General features: G+C 71.5%; 15 protein-coding genes. 9 read left to right on the forward strand and 6 right to left on the reverse strand.

The genetic code is table 11. The features are described from left to right. Positions 1–38: 38 nt before the first annotated feature. Positions 39–926 (reverse strand): DUF4184 family protein, encoded by an 888-nt coding sequence (locus ACZ4LX_RS03915; protein ID WP_467635230.1) that lies wholly within the window; start codon positions 924–926, stop codon positions 39–41. Positions 927–1,113: 187 nt separating this feature from the next. Between ACZ4LX_RS03915 and ACZ4LX_RS03920 the strand changes: the two genes are divergently transcribed. The 3 genes from ACZ4LX_RS03920 (at position 1,114) to pgfA (ending at position 4,122) form a co-directional block, all read left to right on the forward strand. Continuing rightward, entirely contained in the window at positions 1,114–2,796 is a 1,683-nt protein-coding gene (locus tag ACZ4LX_RS03920; RefSeq protein ID WP_467635233.1) for a lytic transglycosylase domain-containing protein, read from the forward strand. 150 nt (positions 2,797–2,946) lie between these two features. Then, the gene (locus tag ACZ4LX_RS03925) at positions 2,947–3,084 is read left to right on the forward strand and encodes an SPW_0924 family protein (RefSeq protein ID WP_467635236.1); all 138 of its coding nucleotides are present in this window, start codon (positions 2,947–2,949) and stop codon (positions 3,082–3,084) included. 36 nt (positions 3,085–3,120) lie between these two features. Further along, positions 3,121–4,122 (forward strand): cell envelope lipid trafficking protein PgfA, encoded by a 1,002-nt coding sequence (gene pgfA / locus ACZ4LX_RS03930; protein WP_467635239.1) that lies wholly within the window; start codon positions 3,121–3,123, stop codon positions 4,120–4,122. Here pgfA and hrpB read toward each other — a convergent pair. Together hrpB and ACZ4LX_RS03940 are read right to left on the reverse strand one after the other, a co-directional pair. Then, complete coding sequence (hrpB, locus tag ACZ4LX_RS03935) at positions 4,109–6,616, reverse strand: ATP-dependent helicase HrpB (protein WP_467635242.1); 2,508 nt, start codon at positions 6,614–6,616, stop codon at positions 4,109–4,111. The two genes, pgfA and hrpB, sit on opposite strands and share 14 nt — an antisense overlap. Before the next feature lie 116 nt (positions 6,617–6,732). Continuing rightward, the gene (locus tag ACZ4LX_RS03940; protein WP_467635245.1) at positions 6,733–7,545 is read right to left on the reverse strand and encodes a class I SAM-dependent methyltransferase; all 813 of its coding nucleotides are present in this window, start codon (positions 7,543–7,545) and stop codon (positions 6,733–6,735) included. Positions 7,546–7,940: 395 nt separating this feature from the next. Between ACZ4LX_RS03940 and rpsA the strand changes: the two genes are divergently transcribed. After that, complete coding sequence (gene rpsA / locus ACZ4LX_RS03945) at positions 7,941–9,455, forward strand: 30S ribosomal protein S1 (protein ID WP_136330605.1); 1,515 nt, start codon at positions 7,941–7,943, stop codon at positions 9,453–9,455. 97 nt (positions 9,456–9,552) lie between these two features. Here rpsA and ACZ4LX_RS03950 read toward each other — a convergent pair whose 3' ends face one another. Further along, positions 9,553–10,515, reverse strand: a complete 963-nt coding sequence (locus ACZ4LX_RS03950) for a right-handed parallel beta-helix repeat-containing protein (protein WP_467635250.1) — start codon at positions 10,513–10,515, stop codon at positions 9,553–9,555. 337 nt (positions 10,516–10,852) lie between these two features. On the opposite strand from ACZ4LX_RS03950, the gene ACZ4LX_RS03955 reads away from it, so the two are divergent. From ACZ4LX_RS03955 to ACZ4LX_RS03970, 4 genes are all read left to right on the forward strand, one after another. Beyond that, positions 10,853–12,376, forward strand: a complete 1,524-nt coding sequence (locus ACZ4LX_RS03955) for a flavin monoamine oxidase family protein (RefSeq protein WP_467635759.1) — start codon at positions 10,853–10,855, stop codon at positions 12,374–12,376. Between the two features lie 82 nt (positions 12,377–12,458). Then, positions 12,459–13,397: a PAC2 family protein gene (locus tag ACZ4LX_RS03960; RefSeq protein ID WP_467635257.1), complete on the forward strand. Its 939-nt coding sequence runs from the start codon at positions 12,459–12,461 to the stop codon at positions 13,395–13,397. Positions 13,398–13,452: 55 nt separating this feature from the next. Beyond that, the gene (gene coaE / locus ACZ4LX_RS03965) at positions 13,453–14,055 is read left to right on the forward strand and encodes a dephospho-CoA kinase (RefSeq protein WP_467635263.1); all 603 of its coding nucleotides are present in this window, start codon (positions 13,453–13,455) and stop codon (positions 14,053–14,055) included. 67 nt (positions 14,056–14,122) lie between these two features. Beyond that, on the forward strand, positions 14,123–14,491 hold the full coding sequence (locus ACZ4LX_RS03970) for a tetratricopeptide repeat protein (protein ID WP_467635268.1): 369 nt from the start codon (positions 14,123–14,125) through the stop codon (positions 14,489–14,491). An 88-nt stretch (positions 14,492–14,579) separates the two neighbouring features. On the opposite strand, the gene ACZ4LX_RS03975 is transcribed toward ACZ4LX_RS03970, so the two are convergent. Further along, a complete protein-coding gene (locus ACZ4LX_RS03975) occupies positions 14,580–14,882 on the reverse strand; it encodes a DUF6343 family protein (protein WP_467635274.1) in 303 nt (100 codons plus the stop codon). A 56-nt stretch (positions 14,883–14,938) separates the two neighbouring features. Between ACZ4LX_RS03975 and ACZ4LX_RS03980 the strand changes: the two genes are divergently transcribed. Beyond that, complete coding sequence (locus ACZ4LX_RS03980) at positions 14,939–16,057, forward strand: ADP-ribosylglycohydrolase family protein (RefSeq protein ID WP_467635277.1); 1,119 nt, start codon at positions 14,939–14,941, stop codon at positions 16,055–16,057. Positions 16,058–16,071: 14 nt separating this feature from the next. On the opposite strand, the gene ACZ4LX_RS03985 is transcribed toward ACZ4LX_RS03980, so the two are convergent. Beyond that, a complete protein-coding gene (locus ACZ4LX_RS03985; protein ID WP_467635280.1) occupies positions 16,072–17,148 on the reverse strand; it encodes a tyrosine-protein phosphatase in 1,077 nt (358 codons plus the stop codon). Positions 17,149–17,168: the final 20 nt, after the last annotated feature.

The raw sequence follows: 17,168 nt of genomic DNA on the forward strand, positions 1-17,168 counted from the left end.
CCTGTTGGCCGTGGTGTCCCGTTGGGTGTGGTGTGTCCTCAGTCGCCGGTCCGGCTCGTGTCCCGGGCCGGGCCGGCGGCGGGGAGTACCGGTCTGCCGGTGTCGGTGCCGGTGCTGGTGTTCCGGTTCCGAAGCCGGGTCCACGCCCCGTGCAGGACGAGTCCGGCCGCGAGTCCGGCGCCCGCGCCGAAGCATGCGGTCGGAATGATGTCGAGTGGTGTGGCGATGTGCCCGAAGTAGGCGTACCAGCGTGCGCAGCGGTGCGCGATGCCGAGCAGGACGCACAGTCCGATGCCCGCGGCCGCCCACCACCGTGCCCGCCGGTCCAGGACGGGGACGGACGCCGGGACGGGCCGCGGACCGGTGCGGCGCAGCCCCGACACGGTGAACCATGCGAGCAGCGTGAGCGCCAGGGCCGAACTGCCGTACTGCACCAGTTGGAACACCGGGTATCCGGCCATGTTCTGTCCGAGCGGCGGCACCAGCCGTACGCCCCAGCGGCCGTGGTGGGTGAAGGCGTCCCAGACGACATGCGTGGCGGCCCCGATGGCCGCCGACACCACGAACCACGCACCGTCCCGCAGGCCCCGGGGGCCTTGTCCCGGTGGGCGCGGGGGGCCACCGGCCCAGGCGGCGACGCGTCCCTGCCAGCGGGCGGGCAGCAGCGCCACGAGGGGGTCACGCAGCAGCAGCCACAGTGCGACGGTCGCCGCGGTGATGAGGACATCCACCGTGAACACGCCCCACCAGGCGTGGGTGACCTGCCCGAACTCCATGGCGCCGGGGATCGCACTGTCCGCGTAGTACGTCATGTCGGGGGCGAACGAGCCGGCGACGAGGGCCGGGGCGAGGAGCGGTCCGCGCCCTGTTCCGTCGCGGCGGATGCCGGGGAGTACGGCTGCGGCGTGGCTGAGGGTGAACGGCATGGGGGAAGTATGGGTGAGCAGCCGGGTACGGACCTCCGGCGGACTGGACAACGTGCTGTACGGAAGGTGAGAAACCGGTAAGAAGCGGTCGGGCCGCTGTGTTCGGGCGGCACAAGTTGCCGTAGGGTCGCCTGAGTCCAGGCGCAGGGGAGCGCGGACAGCCGTCGAGGGGGAGGGCCCACACGTTATGGCAGCGCAATTCGGTCGCCGACTGCGCAGAGGGGCGACCACGACTGCCGTGGCCGCCGCCGCTGTGGCAGCACTCACCGCTTCGCAGGGTCCGGGTTCACCTCTGGTGGCGTCCGAGGGCGACCAGCCGGGCCAGCCGATCGCGGGTTCGACGCCATCGGGTGACAGCGGGGCGTCCGGCAATTCGCCCTACTTCACGGACCTGCCGCCGCTGAACACGCCCAACAAGCCGGGTACCTCCGTCAATCTGCCAGTGACAGGCAGTGCGGAGTCGGGCATTCCGGCTTCGGTCCTGGCGGCGTACAAGAAGGCCCAGCAGGCGGTCGCGAGTACGGACCCCGCCTGCCGGCTGCCGTGGCAGCTCCTTGCCGCGATCGGCAAGGTCGAGTCGGGCCAGGCCAGTGGCGGCCGTGTCGACGCGCAGGGCACCACGTTCTCGCCGATACTCGGCCCGGCCCTCGACGGCCGGGGTTTCGCCCTGATCAAGGACACCGACAACGGCGTCTACGACGAGGACACGGAGCACGACCGGGCGGTCGGCCCGATGCAGTTCATCCCGTCGACCTGGGCGACCTGGGGTGCGGACGGCAACGGCGACGGCCGCAAGGACCCCAACAACATCTACGACGCGGCGCTCGCCGCCGGGCACTATCTCTGTGCCGGTTCCCGGAACCTGTCGCTCGCCTCCGACCTGGACCGTGCGGTTCTGAGCTACAACCACTCGGACGCGTACCTGCGTACCGTCCGCACCTGGTTCGAGTACTACAACCGGGGTACGCACGAGGTGCCGGACGGCACGGGCGTCCTGCCGGCCGACATCAGCACGGGAAGGCACCCGGGCGCCGGTTCCCGTACCCCGGACACCGCCCCGTCGGTGTCGCCGCCCGCCACGCCCAGCCCCACACCTGTGCCGAAGCCGCCGTCGAAGCCGAGCCCCGGGCCCAGCGATCCGGGCACTCCGACGACGCCGCCCACCCCCGATCCCACCCCGTCCCCGGTCCTGGCCGGGGTGCAGAACGCGGGCACCGGCGAACTCACCGCCACCGCGGGCGAGGCCTTCGCCGAGCGGATCAAGGTCCGGGCCAGGAGCGATGCCGGCACGCCGCTCGCGAAGGTGTCCGTGACCTTCACGGTCGTCGGTGACACGGACGCCGCGTTCGGCGGGGCGAAGAGCACCGTCACTCTGGTCACCGGGGCCGATGGCACGGTCACCGCGCCGGTGCTGACGGCGGGCGAGAAGACCGGCGGGTTCACCGTGCGTGCGACGGCCACCGGCACCAAGCTGCCCGCCGTCAGCTACCCGGCGACCGTCACCGCCCGGCAGGCCGACGCCATCGCCAGGACGGGCACCGCGGAGCTGACCGCCGTGGCGGGCCAGGAGTTCGCCGAGATCACGGCCGAGGCCACGTACAAGGGCGTCGCCGCCGACCGGGTCGCGGTCACCGCCACCATGATCACCGACGACGACGAGCCGGTCGAGAACGACAAGGGCCCCTACTTCACGGACGACGAGGGGGACCCGGTCCGCACCCTCGTGTTCACCACGGACGCCGACGGCAGGCTCACCCTGCCGAAGATCTACGCCGACGGCGCCGCGGGCACGTACAAGCTGCGGCTGACCACCGAGGGCGGCGCCACCGTCGTCATCGAGCTCACCGTCGAGGCCCCCGCAGCCGCCTGACCCGTACACACCGGGCCCACCACGCCCCCGGACAGCCCCTTGGCCCGCACCGGCCAAGGGGCTGTTCTACGTGTTCTCATCTCGCGCCCCGGTTGCTACGGTGCCTCAGCCCTGACGACCCATCAGTTCCGAGCTCCCGGGAGGCCGAGCATGCGCGCCCTGATCGCCGCAGCCATCGGACTGGCCGCCGCCCTCGCCCTCGTACTCACCATCAGCGCGATCGGCGCCCCACCCGGCGAGACCTCGCCCGAACCCCTGCTGACCACGGTCCCGGGTCCGAAGAACTAGCCGTCCGCACCACGGACCGCAGAGGGAGGACACCCCATGCGCCGCCGAGCCAGCCTCGTGCTCCTGGCCTTCGCCGTCTTCTTTGCCGCGCTGTCACCGCTGCTGCGCTGGTACGCCTTCCCCCGGCTGGCGAAGATCCCGCCGAGCCAGTACCAGGAGACGGTGCTGGAGGCGAAGCCCGCCACCCTGCTCGACTACGGAACCCTGAAGGCCAGGAAGGTCGACAAGGTCACCATCGTGCAGACCCTCAAGGGCAACGTGGAGGAGTCCGAGAAGATCGAGCGCAGCGCCGGACGCGATGTGGTGGTCTGGGACGCGCTCTCCTACATCCAGGGCCCCGACGGCAAGATGGTCTCCAAGATCCCCGAGCGCTACATCTTCGACGCGCACAGCCAGGATCCGGTCCACGCCACCGGCGAAATGGTCGACGGCGACCCGGTGAGCCGCGAGGGCATCGAGTTCAAGTGGCCCTTCCTCACCGAGAGGCGCGACTACGAGTACTTCGACGCCCAGAGCCGCACCAGCTCGCCCATCCACTACAAGGGCACCCAGAACTTCCGGGGCATGGAGGTCTACTACTTCGAGCAGACCGTCCCGTGGACCGAGGTCCCCATGCCGAAGACGATGCCGATCAAGGGGATCACGGCCGAGCAGATCGCCAGGACAGGTGTCACCCGCTGGTACACCACCAAGCGGATGTTCTGGGTCGACCCCGTCACCGGGGCGCCGGTCAACGGCGAGGAGGTCCACAAGGAGGAGCTGCGCAACGCGAAGGCGATGGGCATGTCCCAGGACACCGTCACCGTGTTCGCCGGGCATGTGAAGATGCGCGAGGACTACATCGTCTCGATCGTCGACCTGGTCAAGTCCCAGCGGCTGCTGGTCCTGCTGCTGACCTCGTACCTGCCCTGGGGCTTCCTGGTGCTCGGTGCCGGTCTGCTGGCGCTTTCGCTGTGGCTGGAGGCGCGCTCGCGGCGGCCGGGCGACGCGGAGCCGGCCGGGCGGCGGGAGCCGGAACCCGCGCCTACTCCCGCCTGAGCCGTGCCTTGGTGAAGCGGGTCGCCTCGACCGTCGTCGGGTCCTCGGGCCACGGGTGCCTCGGATAGCGGCCGCGCAGCTCCGCGCGCACCGCCCGGTAGCCCTCCCGCCAGAACGACGCCAGATCCGCCGTCACCGCTGCCGGGCGGCCCGCGGGGGAGAGCAGGTGCACCAGAACCGGGACGCCTGCCACCCGCGGGGTCTCCTGGAGGCCGAACAGTTCCTGGAGCTTCACCGCGAGCACGGGCTGAGGCCCGCCGTACTCCACCCTGATCCGCGACCCGCTCGGCACCTCGATCCGCTCCGGAGCCAGTTCGTCCAGCCGGGCCGCCTCCCCGGTCGCCCACGGCAGCAGCCTGCGCAGCGCCTGCCCCGCGTCGATCCCGGCCAGGTCCGAGCGGCGCCGCGCCCGCGACAGCTCGGGTTCCAGCCACTGCCCGGTACGGTCCAGCAGTGCCTCGTCGGAGACGTCCGGCCACGGCTCGCCGAGCTCCCGGTGCAGAAAGGCCAGCCGCTCCCGCAACTGCCCCGTGTCGCGGCTCCAGCGCAGCAGCCCGAGGCCCTCCCGCCGCAGCCCCTCCACCAGGGCCTCGCGGACCAGCGCGGGATCCGGCTGCCTCAGCGGGCGCGCGGACAGTTCGACGGCGCCCAGGCGCTCCACCCGGCGGGTCACGACGTCGCGGCCGTCCCAGCCGACCTTCTCACCCGCGAACCGCAGATGCCCCGCCGCCAGCCGCGCGGTGTCCTCGTCGATGACCGCGGCGAGCCGGACCCGTGCGGAGGCCGCGTGGGCCGGCCGGTCCGCGACCGCGACGGCCAGCCAGGGCGCGCTGCGCAGCCGCGAGCCGTCCCCCAGCTCCGCACCCGTCCCGGACGCCATCAGGAACGTGCCCTCGCCCCGGGCCCTCGCCACCCGCTCGGGAAAAGCCAGCGCGGCGACCAGGCCCACGGCGGCATCGTCGGTGCCCGACGGCCCGGAGCCGCCCCCGCCGTCCTTCAGCGAGGACGACAGCCGCCGTACCTCCTGGCGCCAGCGGGCCGCGTAGCCGTCCTTGCCCAGCCGTGCGGTACGCAACGCGGCGGCCAGGTCGTCGCCGTAGTCCCGCGGCGGTTCCTCGCTCAGCAGCGCGACCACCTCCGCGGCCCGGCGTCCGCCGGTCTCGGCCGCACCGTCCAGCAGCGCCCTGGCCAGCCGCGGATGCAGCCCCAGCCGAGACATCCGCACGCCCCGTTCGGTCACCCGCCCGCCGGCGTCCACCGCGCCGACCGCCGCCAGCACCTCGCGGGCCGCGGCCATCGCACCGGCCGGCGGCGGATCCAGCAGTGCGAGGCCCGTCGCGCCGGGATCGCCCCAGCAGGCCGCCTGGAGGGCGAACGCCGCCAGATCGGCCACCTTGATCTCGGGGGAGGGGAAGCGGGCGAGCCGCCCGTCCTCGGCCTGTTCCCAGCAGCGGTAGACCGTCCCCGGCGCCTCGCGGCCGGCCCGGCCCGCCCGCTGGCGGCCCGCCGCCTGCGAGGCCCGTACCGTCGTCAGCGCGCTCAGCCCGCGTGCGTGGTCGGTGCGCGGCTCCCTGGCCAGGCCCGAGTCGACGACGGTCCGCACCCCGGGAACGGTCAGCGACGACTCCGCCACCGAGGTCGCCAGCACCACTCGCCGCTCCCCGGACGAACCCGCCAGCACCGCGTCCTGCACGGCGGCCGGGGCCCGCCCGTGCACCTGGAGGACCTCCGCGCCCACCCCGGACAGCTGACCGGCCACCCGGCCGATCTCGCCGACGCCGGGCAGGAAGCACAGCACGTCGCCGTCCCGTTCGGCCAGCGCCCGCCGCACCACGGAGGCCACATGACTCAGCAGTGCCGGATCGACCCGCATCCCGTGCGGCGGCCGCACCGGACGGACCGGCGGCGCCCACACCACCTCCACCGGGTGCGACACCCCCTGCGCCTCGATGACCGGCGCGTCGCCCAGCAGCCGGGCCCAGCCCTGCGCGTCGGTGGTCGCCGACGCGGCGACCAGGCGCAGATCGGGCCGGATCGCCTCTCGTACATCCAGGAGGAACGCGGCCACGGTGTCCGCGTCCAGATGGCGCTCGTGGCACTCGTCGATGATCACCGCGTCGATGCCGACGAGTTCCTGGTCACGCTGGAGCCGCTGGAGCAGCACCCCGGTGGTGACGACCTCCACCACGGTGTCCGGGCCCACCACCCGCTCCCCGCGCACGGTGAACCCGACGCGTTCGCCCGCCCGCTCGCCGAGCAGCCACGCCATGCGCCGGGCGGCGGCCCGCGCTGCGATCCGCCGGGGTTCGGCGACCACGACCCGGCGCACCGGTCCTTCCCCGGTCAGGCCGGCCAGGACGAGCGGGACGAGGGTCGTCTTGCCGGTGCCGGGCGGCGCGCACAGCACCGCGACCCCGCGGTCGTCGAGCGCCCGCCGCAGCGCGGGCACGGCGGTACGGACGGGCAGCAGGTCCAGGGCGTCGGTACGGATCACGCCCCCAGTCTCGTACGGCGCGGCACCGGCTCCCGCACCGGCGTGTCCCGGTCCCGGGCAGCGGGACGCCGCCCTGCGCACCCGCGGCGCGTCTCGGTCCCGTACGCAGACGAATCTCAGTCCCGTACGCAGACGAAGATCGCGGTCCCCGGGATCAGATTGCCCCGCAGCGGCGACCAGCCGCCCCACTCCTGGTTGTTCCACGCGGGCCACTCCGGCTCGACCAGGTCGACGAGGCGGAAGCCGCCCGCGACCACGTCCCGTACCCGGTCGCCGAGCGTCCGGTGGTGTTCCACGTACACCGCCTCGCCCTGCTCGTCCTGCTCGACGTAGGGGGTGCGGTCGAAGTACGACGCGGCGACGGACAGGCCCTCGGGGCCCGGCTCGTCCGGGAAGGCCCAGCGGACGGGGTGGGTGACCGAGAAGATCCAGCGGCCGCCGGGGCGCAGCACCCGGTGGATCTCGCGGAACACCTGGACCGGGTCGGCGACGAACGGCACCGCGCCGTAGGCGGAGCAGGCGAGGTCGAAGGAGCCGTCCCGGAAGGGCAACACCCCGGCGTCCGCCTCGACCAGGGGGATATCCCCGCCGATCCGCAGGGCGTGCTGGAGTTGGCGGTGGGAGAGGTCGAGGGCGACCGGCCGGGCGCCCTGGGCGGCCAGCCAGCGCGCACACTGCGCGGCACCGGCGCCGATCTCCAGGACGTCCAGACCCTTCAGCGACTCCGCGGAGCCGAGAAGGCCGGCTTCGGCCTCGTCGAGCCCCTCAGGACCCCAGACGAAGCGGTCGTCGCCGAGGAAGCCGCCGTGGTCGCTCTGGTACTCGTCCGCGTTCCGGTCCCACCAGCCGCGGCTCGCCCGGCTGCTCTCGGCCTCGCCGGCGTTGCGGCGGGTCGCCTCGGGTTCGGCCGCGTAGATCTCTTGGCTCATCGTGTCCGTCGTTGTAGTTTGCCTTCACCCCGTCGTACGCGGTACGTACCAGGGGAGCTGTGGATACGGAACCCGTGTGTCCGGAACGTCTCCCAGGCCGATGTGGCCTCGGTGAACCCGAGTTGTGCCGGGTATGAGCCGTTCCGCCCTCGGTGTGCGCCTTCGCGCATTGACCGTGCCCTGCTGCCCCCGTATGCTACAAGTTGCGCTGCGAGCCTGCGCGCCTCAGACCTAGCAGGCCGCGCTCGCGTCTGTATGTATGTCCCCTCGGTTCACGAGGCGCCCCCCGGTCAGGGGTCGGCGCTTCCCGGGCTGTCCGGCTTCTGCAGAGGCGATACGGGCTCTCGGCGTAGCAGTAACTTCGACTCACTGTCCGTACCGGAGCCCTTTCCCACATGACGAGCAGCACCGAGACCACCGCCACCACTCCGCAGGTTGCGGTCAACGACATCGGCGACGCGGACGCGTTCCTCGCGGCGATCGACGAGACGATCAAGTACTTCAACGACGGCGACATCGTTGACGGTGTCATCGTCAAGGTTGACCGCGACGAGGTTCTCCTCGACATCGGTTACAAGACCGAAGGTGTCATCCCGAGCCGCGAGCTCTCGATCAAGCACGACGTCGACCCGAACGAGGTCGTCAAGGTCGGCGACGAGATCGAGGCCCTGGTTCTCCAGAAGGAGGACAAGGAAGGCCGCCTGATCCTCTCGAAGAAGCGCGCTCAGTACGAGCGTGCCTGGGGCACCATCGAGAAGATCAAGGAAGAAGACGGCATCGTCACCGGTACCGTCATCGAGGTCGTCAAGGGTGGTCTCATCCTCGACATCGGCCTCCGCGGCTTCCTGCCGGCGTCGCTGGTCGAGATGCGCCGCGTCCGCGACCTCCAGCCGTACGTGGGCAAGGAGCTCGAGGCCAAGATCATCGAGCTGGACAAGAACCGCAACAACGTGGTCCTGTCCCGCCGCGCCTGGCTCGAGCAGACCCAGTCCGAGGTCCGCCAGACGTTCCTCACGACCCTCCAGAAGGGTCAGGTCCGCTCCGGCGTCGTCTCCTCGATCGTCAACTTCGGTGCCTTCGTGGACCTGGGTGGCGTCGACGGTCTCGTGCACGTCTCCGAGCTGTCCTGGAAGCACATCGACCACCCCTCCGAGGTTGTCGAGGTCGGCCAGGAAGTCACCGTCGAGGTTCTCGACGTGGACATGGACCGCGAGCGCGTGTCCCTGTCGCTCAAGGCGACGCAGGAAGACCCGTGGCAGCAGTTCGCCCGTACGCACCAGATCGGGCAGGTCGTTCCCGGTAAGGTCACCAAGCTCGTTCCGTTCGGTGCGTTCGTGCGCGTCGACGAGGGCATCGAGGGCCTGGTCCACATCTCCGAGCTGGCCGAGCGCCACGTGGAGATCCCGGAGCAGGTCGTCCAGGTCAACGACGAGATCTTCGTCAAGGTCATCGACATCGACCTCGAGCGTCGTCGCATCAGCCTCTCGCTGAAGCAGGCCAACGAGTCCTTCGGTGGCGACCCGGCCTCGGTCGAGTTCGACCCGACGCTGTACGGCATGGCCGCGTCGTACGACGACCAGGGCAACTACATCTACCCCGAGGGCTTCGACCCCGAGACCAACGACTGGCTCGAGGGCTTCGAGGCTCAGCGCGAGGTCTGGGAGACCCAGTACGCCGAGGCGCAGCAGCGCTTCGAGCAGCACCAGGCCCAGGTCATCAAGTCCCGCGAGGCCGACGAGGCCGCTGCTGCCGAGGGCGCTGCCGCCCCGGCCGGCAGCGCTCCGGCTGCCTCGGGCGGCAGCGGTGGCGGCGGCTCGTACTCCTCGGAGTCCGCGGACAACTCCGGCGCCCTGGCGTCGGACGAGGCCCTGGCTGCCCTGCGCGAGAAGCTGGCGGGCGGCCAGAGCTGACGCTCCGACCTTCCGGCCGGTCATCGGCAGTGAGTAGATGACGGTGAGGCCCGCTCCCTTCGGGGAGCGGGCCTCATGCGTTTTTGGATCCGTCCCGTCAGGGGGTGACGGTGATGTTGGTCAGGCCGTTGCCGCCGGTCACGGTGTTGCTCGCGTAGACCGTCGTGAGGCAATCGGCGCCGTAGTTCGTGACGTTGACCGCGATCCGCTTGTCGCCCGTCGAGCCGGACAGGTCCGAGACGTTGTCCTTGAAGACGGTCCCGCAGCCCCAGCCGCTCTGCTGGGTGTGGGTCTCGAAGCCGTTGTTCGTCGTGCGGGAGCCGTGGTTGCCCTGCACCAGGACGTCGTTGCCCTTCACATCGATCCAGGAGTCGTCGTAGTTGGCGCCGGTCAGCCCGTTGCCGTCGAACGTGTTGCCGACGATGCGCGCGCCCGTGGTGCCCTCCTTGATGTCGACGTTCTCGCCGCCGACGTCCGGTCCGATCGTGTTGTCCAGGATCTGGACCCGGTCGCTGCGGTCGGAGAGGTCGCCCGCCGTGCCGACGTAGACGCCCTCGCCCATGCCCCGGCCGTCGTGGCCGGTGTCGTAGATCCGGGAGTTCCGGATGATGCCGTCGCTGCTGGACCTGCGGAAGTGGACGCCTTCCATGTCGAGGTCGTGCACGGTCACCGAGTCGATCACGACGCCGTCGGCGCTGTCGGCCATGATGCCCTTCTGGCCGCCGGTGACGGTGATGCCCTTCACCGTCCAGTACGAGGCGCCGTTGAGGTGCAGCCCATAGCCCCCGCCGGCCGTGAGGACCGCCCCGGCGGAGCCGGTCAGGGTGATGCGTGCCGAAGCGGTGCCGGGGACGAGCGCTTTGAAGTTGCCGGTGTACGTGCCGTCCGCGAGGTGGATCGTGCCGCCGGGTGCGACCGCCGTGAGGGCCGACTTGAGCTGGGCTGCGGTGCTCACCTCGATGACCGTCGCGGCGCCCGCCGCGGTGGCGGAGGCGAGGGTGAGGGCGCCGGTGGTGAGAGCGGTCGCCAGCAGGGCGGGGAGCAGCGTGCGGGTGCGCATGGGGGGTGCCTTCCCGTGAAGGGTTCAGGACGTTCTCGTACATGAATACGGGGCGAGTCTCTGAAATCGCTGCCCAGTGACGCTAGGGACGGGCGGTGGCGGTGTCAAGGTCTGGACCATTGTTCGCCCGTACGGAGGACAGCGTGAACACAGGGAAACGTGTGGGATACACGAGTAACTGACGGTCCGTAACACACCCTTGCCAGGATCCCGGCAACCTCAAGATCCGAAGGGGAGCCGGGACATGACTCACGCTTCGCACCACTCGCCCGCGACGCCGGGCGCGAGCCGTCGCACCTTCCTCCGCAATGTCGGGCTCTCCGGCGGGGCGGGCGCGATGTTCGCCACCATGGGGGCGCTCGGCCTCGCCCCCACCGCCCGGGCCGCAAGCCGTGAACCCGCGTTCCGTGCCCCGAGCGCGGGTGACTTCAACCTGAAGGGAAGGGCTGCCGCCAAGGTGGTGGTCGTCGGGGGCGGCATCGCCGGTCTCGCCACCGCCTACGAACTCGGCAAGGCGGGCTACGACTGTACGGTCCTGGAGGCCCGCGGTCGTACGGGCGGCCGCAACTTCACCGTACGCGGCGGCGATACCACCACCGACATCCACGGGGTCACGCAGACCGCGCGGTTCTCCGACGGGCAGTACATGAACGCCGGACCCGGCCGGATTCCGCAGTGGATGGTCACCCTCGACTACTGCCGCGAACTCGGCGTCCCCATCGAGGTGTTCACCAATGTGAACGCCAACGCCTATCTTTACAACGAGAGGGCGGGCATGAAGGCCCCGGTGCGCTACCGCACCGCCAAGGCCGATGTGTACGGCTACGTCGCCGAACTCCTCTCCAAGGCCACCGACAAGGGCGCACTCGACCGGCAGATCACCGCCGACGACCAGGAGCGGCTGCTCGAATTCCTCAAGGACTTCGGTGACATCGGTGACACCCTCGACTACACCGGAAGTCCCCGGCGCGGATACCGCGTCGATCCGGCGGCTGCCGGGACCCCCGGCGAGGAGCTCGGGGCCGTCCCCTCCGCGTCCGAGGTCTTCGCCAGCGGCGTCGGGCGCTACTTCGCCTTCGAGTTCGAGTACGACCAGGCGATGCTGATGTTCCAGCCGGTCGGTGGCATGGACCGGATACCGGCCGCGCTCACCCGGGCGATAGGCGAGCACCGGATCCGCACCGGTGCGGCCGTCACCGAGATCACCGACACCGCCCACGGCGTCACCGTCACCTACACCCGTTCCGGCCGCACCCGCAGCATCGAGGCGGACTACTGCGTCGCCGCCCTGCCGCCCAACATCCTCGCCAGGACCGCCCACAACCTCGGCCCGGCCGTGCAGACCGCCCTGGAGGCCTGCAAGCCGTCCTCGGCCGGAAAGATCGGGCTGGAGTACCGCAGCCGCTGGTGGGAGAGCGACCACCAGATCTACGGCGGCATCACGGAGACGGACATGGACCTCTCCCACATCTGGTACCCGTCCTACGGCCACCAGGGCAGGCGCGGCACCCTCATCGGGTACTACAACACCGGTTCCAACGCCGACGCGTACGCCGCGCTCACCCCGCGCGAACGGGAGGCACGGGCCCTCGCCCAGGGCGTGAAGATCCACGGGGAGAAGTACCGTACGGAGCTCGCCACGTCGTTCTCCCACCACTGGCGCCAGACCCCGTACCTGGAAGCCTCCTGGCACTCCCTGTCCGGCGGCCCCGACGCCCCGGTCTTCGCACCGCTCAACCGGGCGGCGGGACGGGTGTACTTCGCGGGCGATTACCTGAGCTACGCGGACGCCTGGCAGCACGGAGCGTTCACCTCGGCACGGAAGGCGGTCACGGCACTGCACGCACGGGTACTTGGGTAAACAGCGTGTGAAGGGGCACGGGCGGGAATGCCTGTGCCCCTCGGAACGTTCTTCTTCAGGAACACAAGGAGGAGCGGTAACCGTGCCCGATCCGCAGAGTTTGTACGAATGGGACCCGAAGGGCCTGGCCGTCGTCGACATGGCGCTTGCCCAGGAGTCGGCCGGCCTGGTCATGCTCTACTACTTCGAGGGATACATCGACGCGGGTGAGACCGGTGAGCAGATCGTCGACGGGCTGCTCGAATCGCTGCCCCACCAGGTGGTGGCCCGCTTCGACCACGACCGCCTCGTCGACTACCGCGCGCGGCGCCCGCTGCTGACGTTCAAGCGTGACCGCTGGGCGGCGTACGAGACCCCGACGCTGGACGTCCGGGTGGTCCAGGACGCCACCGGGGCACCCTTCCTGCTGCTGTCGGGGCCCGAGCCCGACGTGGAGTGGGAGCGGTTCGCCGCCGCCGTCGAGCAGATCGTCGAGCGGCTCGGTGTCCGGCTGGCCGTCACCTTCCACGGCATCCCGATGGGCGTTCCGCACACCCGCCCGGTCGGCGTCACCCCGCACGGCAACCGCACCGACCTCATGCCGGGCCACCGCAGCCCGTTCGACGAGGCGCAGGTGCCCGGATCCGCGGCGGCCCTCGTCGAGTACCGGCTGATGGAGGCCGGACACGACGTCCTCGGTGTCGCGGCTCATGTGCCGCACTACGTCGCCCGCTCCGCCTACCCGGACGCCGCGCTCACCGCGCTGGAGTCGATCACGGCGGCGACCGGGCTGGTCCTGCCGACCGTCGCCCACTCCCTGCGCACCGAGGCGCACCGCACCCAGACGGAGATCGACCGTCAGATCGGCCAGGGCGACGAGGAACTCGTCTCGCTGGTGGAGGGACTTGAGCACCAGTACGACGCGGTCGCGGGCTCCGAGACCCGGGGCAATCTGGTCGCCGAGCCGGTGGACCTGCCGTCCGCCGACGAGATCGGTCTCGAATTCGAGAAGTTCCTGGCCGAGCGCGAAGGCGACGGCTGAGTCCGGCCGGGCCCGCTCTCGGCACCAGGGGGCGGTGGGCACTAGGCTGCCGCCCATGCTGAAAGTGGGCCTGACCGGTGGTATCGGCGCCGGCAAGAGCGAGGTGTCCCGGATGCTCGCCGGGTACGGAGCTGTCCTCATCGACGCCGACCGGATCGCCCGCGAGGTCGTCGAGCCCGGCACCCCCGGGCTCGACGCCGTCGTCGAGGCGTTCGGCACCGGCGTCCTCACCCCCGAGGGCAGGCTGGACCGGCCGAAGCTCGGCTCCGTCGTCTTCGCCGACAGCGAGCGCCTCGCCACCCTCAACGCGATCGTCCACCCGCTGGTCGGCGCCCGTTCCGCCGAGCTGGAGCGCGCCGCCGGCCCCGATTCCGTGGTCGTCCACGACGTCCCGCTCCTCACCGAGAACGGCCTCGCCCCCCTCTACGACCTGGTCGTCGTGGTCGACGCGGCGCCGGAGACCCAGCTCGACCGGCTGGTCACGCTGCGCGGGATGACGGAGCAGGAGGCCCGCGCCAGAATGGCCGCGCAGGCCACCCGGGAGCAGCGGCGGGCGGTGGCCGATCTGGTCATCGACAACGACGGACCGATCGAGGCCCTGGAACCGCAGGTCCGTGCGGTCTGGGCGGAGCTGACCCGGCGGGCCGAGGCCCGCTGATCCCGGTCCGGAACACCGGCAGCCGGGCAGACGTTCACCTCACCGTGGACGACGGAAGGATGCGACTGTGCCCGAGAGGAACCCCGAAACACACGTCATCGACTACCGCGCGGCCGAGCAGCTGCTGGCGGCCCGCGACCCCCGGGGTGCCGTGCAGCTCCTCGACTCGGTGATCGCCTCCCACCCCGAGAACACCGCGGCCCGGCTGCTGCGCGCCCGGGCGTTCTTCGCCGCAGCCCAACTGCGCCCTGCCGAGCTGGAGTTCGAACTCGTTCTGGAGCGGGAGCCGGACAACGCCTTTGCGCACTTCGCGCTCGCCCGTACCTTCGAGCGCTCCGGCCATCCGGAGCGGGCGACACGCCATTTCCGGCTCGCGGCGGCGCTCGACCCGAACCCGGAGTACCTGAAGGCGGCCCGTTTCGACGCGGAGGGCTGACCCGACGGGTTCGAGGCGCGGGGCAGGTTCGCGACACGTTCGACGCGCAGGGCCTGCTCGGCGCGGAGGGCCGGGCGGCTGCCGCACCTCAGTGCCCGTACCGCCCCCGGCCCCCGTGATCGGGTTCGTACGGCGGGACGGCTCGGCCCGGCTGGTAGTGCGGGCCCTGGCGCAGATGGTGAACGATCACGGTCAGATCCACCAGGACCAGTACGAGGAGCACCCCGCAGGCCGCCGCCCACCCCGGCCGGCCGGTGAGGGTGAAGGCCGTCAGGCCGAAGACGGCCCAGGCCAGGCCCCATAGACTCAGCCAGAGCCGCATCCGCAGAGAACTGCGGGCGGTCGTGGGTTCACTGCCGGTACGCATGGCGATCGCCTCTCCTACCAGCATGGACCCGCGACGGCGCTCATGCGGTGGACCGACGCGAAAACAGGGGTGGGGCAGGCATGAACGGCACAGCTCGGGAGGACGCCGCGGTGCGCAGGGCCCGGGTCCGGGGGTGTCTGCTGGGCGGGGCGGTCGGGGACGCGCTGGGCAACCCGGTGGAGTTCCTGTCCCTCGCCGGAATCCGCCGGGCACACGGGGATCAGGGCGTCCAGGGGCTGACCGCCGACGAGGACGGGGTCGTCGGACGCGTCACCGACGACACCCAGATGACCCTCTTCACGGCCGAGGGGCTGATCAGGGCGCACTCCAGGGCCGCGTACAAGGGGATCGGCGGTGCCGAGACGGCGATCGTCAAGCACGCCTACCTGCGCTGGCTGGACACCCAGAACCATCCCGCGCCACCGGCCCGGGGCGGGGAGGACCTCGTCCGGACCGGGTGGCTCAGGCAGCAGCCCTGGCTGTACGCGCGCCGGGCGCCCGGGAACGCCTGCCTGACCGGTCTCGCGACCGGGTACACCCCCGATCCGCAGGGCCCGATCGGTGAGCCGGGCCCCGTCAACACCCATTCCAAGGGATGCGGCACGGTCATGCGCTCGGCACCCTTCGGGCTGACGGGCCAGGACCCGGCCGAGAGCTTCGCGCTCGCCGCCCGGTGCGCGCAGATCACCCACGGCCACCCCACCGGTGCCCATGCCGCCGGTGCGTTCGCCGCGATCGTCGCCCATCTGCTGGAGGGCGACTCCCTGCCGGGATCCGTCCTGCGGGCCATGGACATCCTCGCCCGGCACCCCCGGCACGAGGAGACGACCGCCGCCCTGCGCGGCGCCGTCGAGCTGGCCGCGCAGGGCGCCCCGAGCGCCGGAAAGGTGGAATCGCTGGGCGCGGGCTGGGTGGCCGAGGAGGCCCTGGCCATCGCCGTGTACTGCGCCCTGGTCCTGCCGGAGGCCGGCCGGGCCGGTGAGTCGCTGCTGCTCTCGGTCAACCACTCGGGCGACAGCGACTCCACCGGCGCGCTCTGCGGCAATCTGCGCGGAGCCCGCCACGGCGAGGGGTGCCTTCCGCCGTCGTGGCTGGTGCGCACCGAGGGCCGGGCCGTGATCGCCGAGGTGGCCGACGACCTGTGCCTGGAGTTCGAGCACGCGGTCGAGTGGCCGGAGGGCCGCTACCCGGGCTGCTGACCCCGGCGGTCCGGTCAGCCGGTCAGCAGCTTGGCCCGAAGGGTCTCCACGGTCGCAGCGTCGAGCTTCAGGCCGTCGCGGACATAGGTGTCGAAGTCGCCGTAGATGTGGTCGACCTCGTCGAACGCCGCGCGCAGCCAGCTCAGTTCGACCGCCTTCGGATTACCGGTGTACTGGTTGCTGGCGAGGAAGTCCGCCTCGACGGTGGCCCTCGGGACGCCGAGCAGGGTGAGCAGAACGGCGGTGCCCCAGCCGGTGCGGTCCTTGCCGGCGCTGCAGTGGAAGACCGTGGCGCCCGAGGTGTTCGTGGCGACCGCGGTGACCAGATCGCGGAACGCGTAGTCGGCGCCCACGAAGTTGACCATGAACGGGTAGCCGATGGACTGGCCCAGGTCGGACGAGCCGGAGAAGAGACCCGCCGCGAGGGCCTCGGCCAGTGTCATCAGGGCCGAGTCGTGGAAGCGGATGCCGTGGCTCAGCGAGACGACGTCGGCGACCTTGTACGCGACGCCCGCGGGCAGCCGGTCCGGGTCGTCGTTGCGTTCCTGGATGTTGCGCAGGTCCACATCGAGGGTGAGGCGCTGGGAGACCAGCCGCTGCTGCTCGGCGTCGGTGAGAGAGCTCAGTTTGTTGGAGCGGTAGACCAGGCCGGAGCGGACCCAGTGCCCGTCCGTGGTGCGGTAGCCGCCGATGTCGCGGAAGTTGCGGGCGGAGGCCAGTCCGAGTGAGCGGTCGGCGACGACGAGGGGAGCGCCGCCGTCCGGGACCAGCCGGAAGTACCAGCGGCCGGCCTCCGGGAGCGTCCCGGCCGGGACGGCCAGCGATCCGGTGCCCGGGGCCGTGCCCAGCGCGATCCCGGTGGTGGCGTCGGGCGAGGTGACGGCGGTGACGGCCACCGAAGCGGCCGGCGAGGCCCAGGAGAGGGTGTGGCCGCCGTCGGCCGCGCGCACGGCGCCGGCGGAGGTGAACGGGACCGAGGCCTGCGCGGTCGCCGTGGCGGCGGGCGGTGCGGCCAGCGCGGACGGCGCCAGTGCCGTACCGGCGAGGAGGGCTGCCGCGACGGCGGCTCCGGCTATGCGGTGCGTACGCATGGTGCTCCTTGTCTGTTCCC

The organism is Streptomyces sp. NPDC026062 (assembly GCF_055568375.1).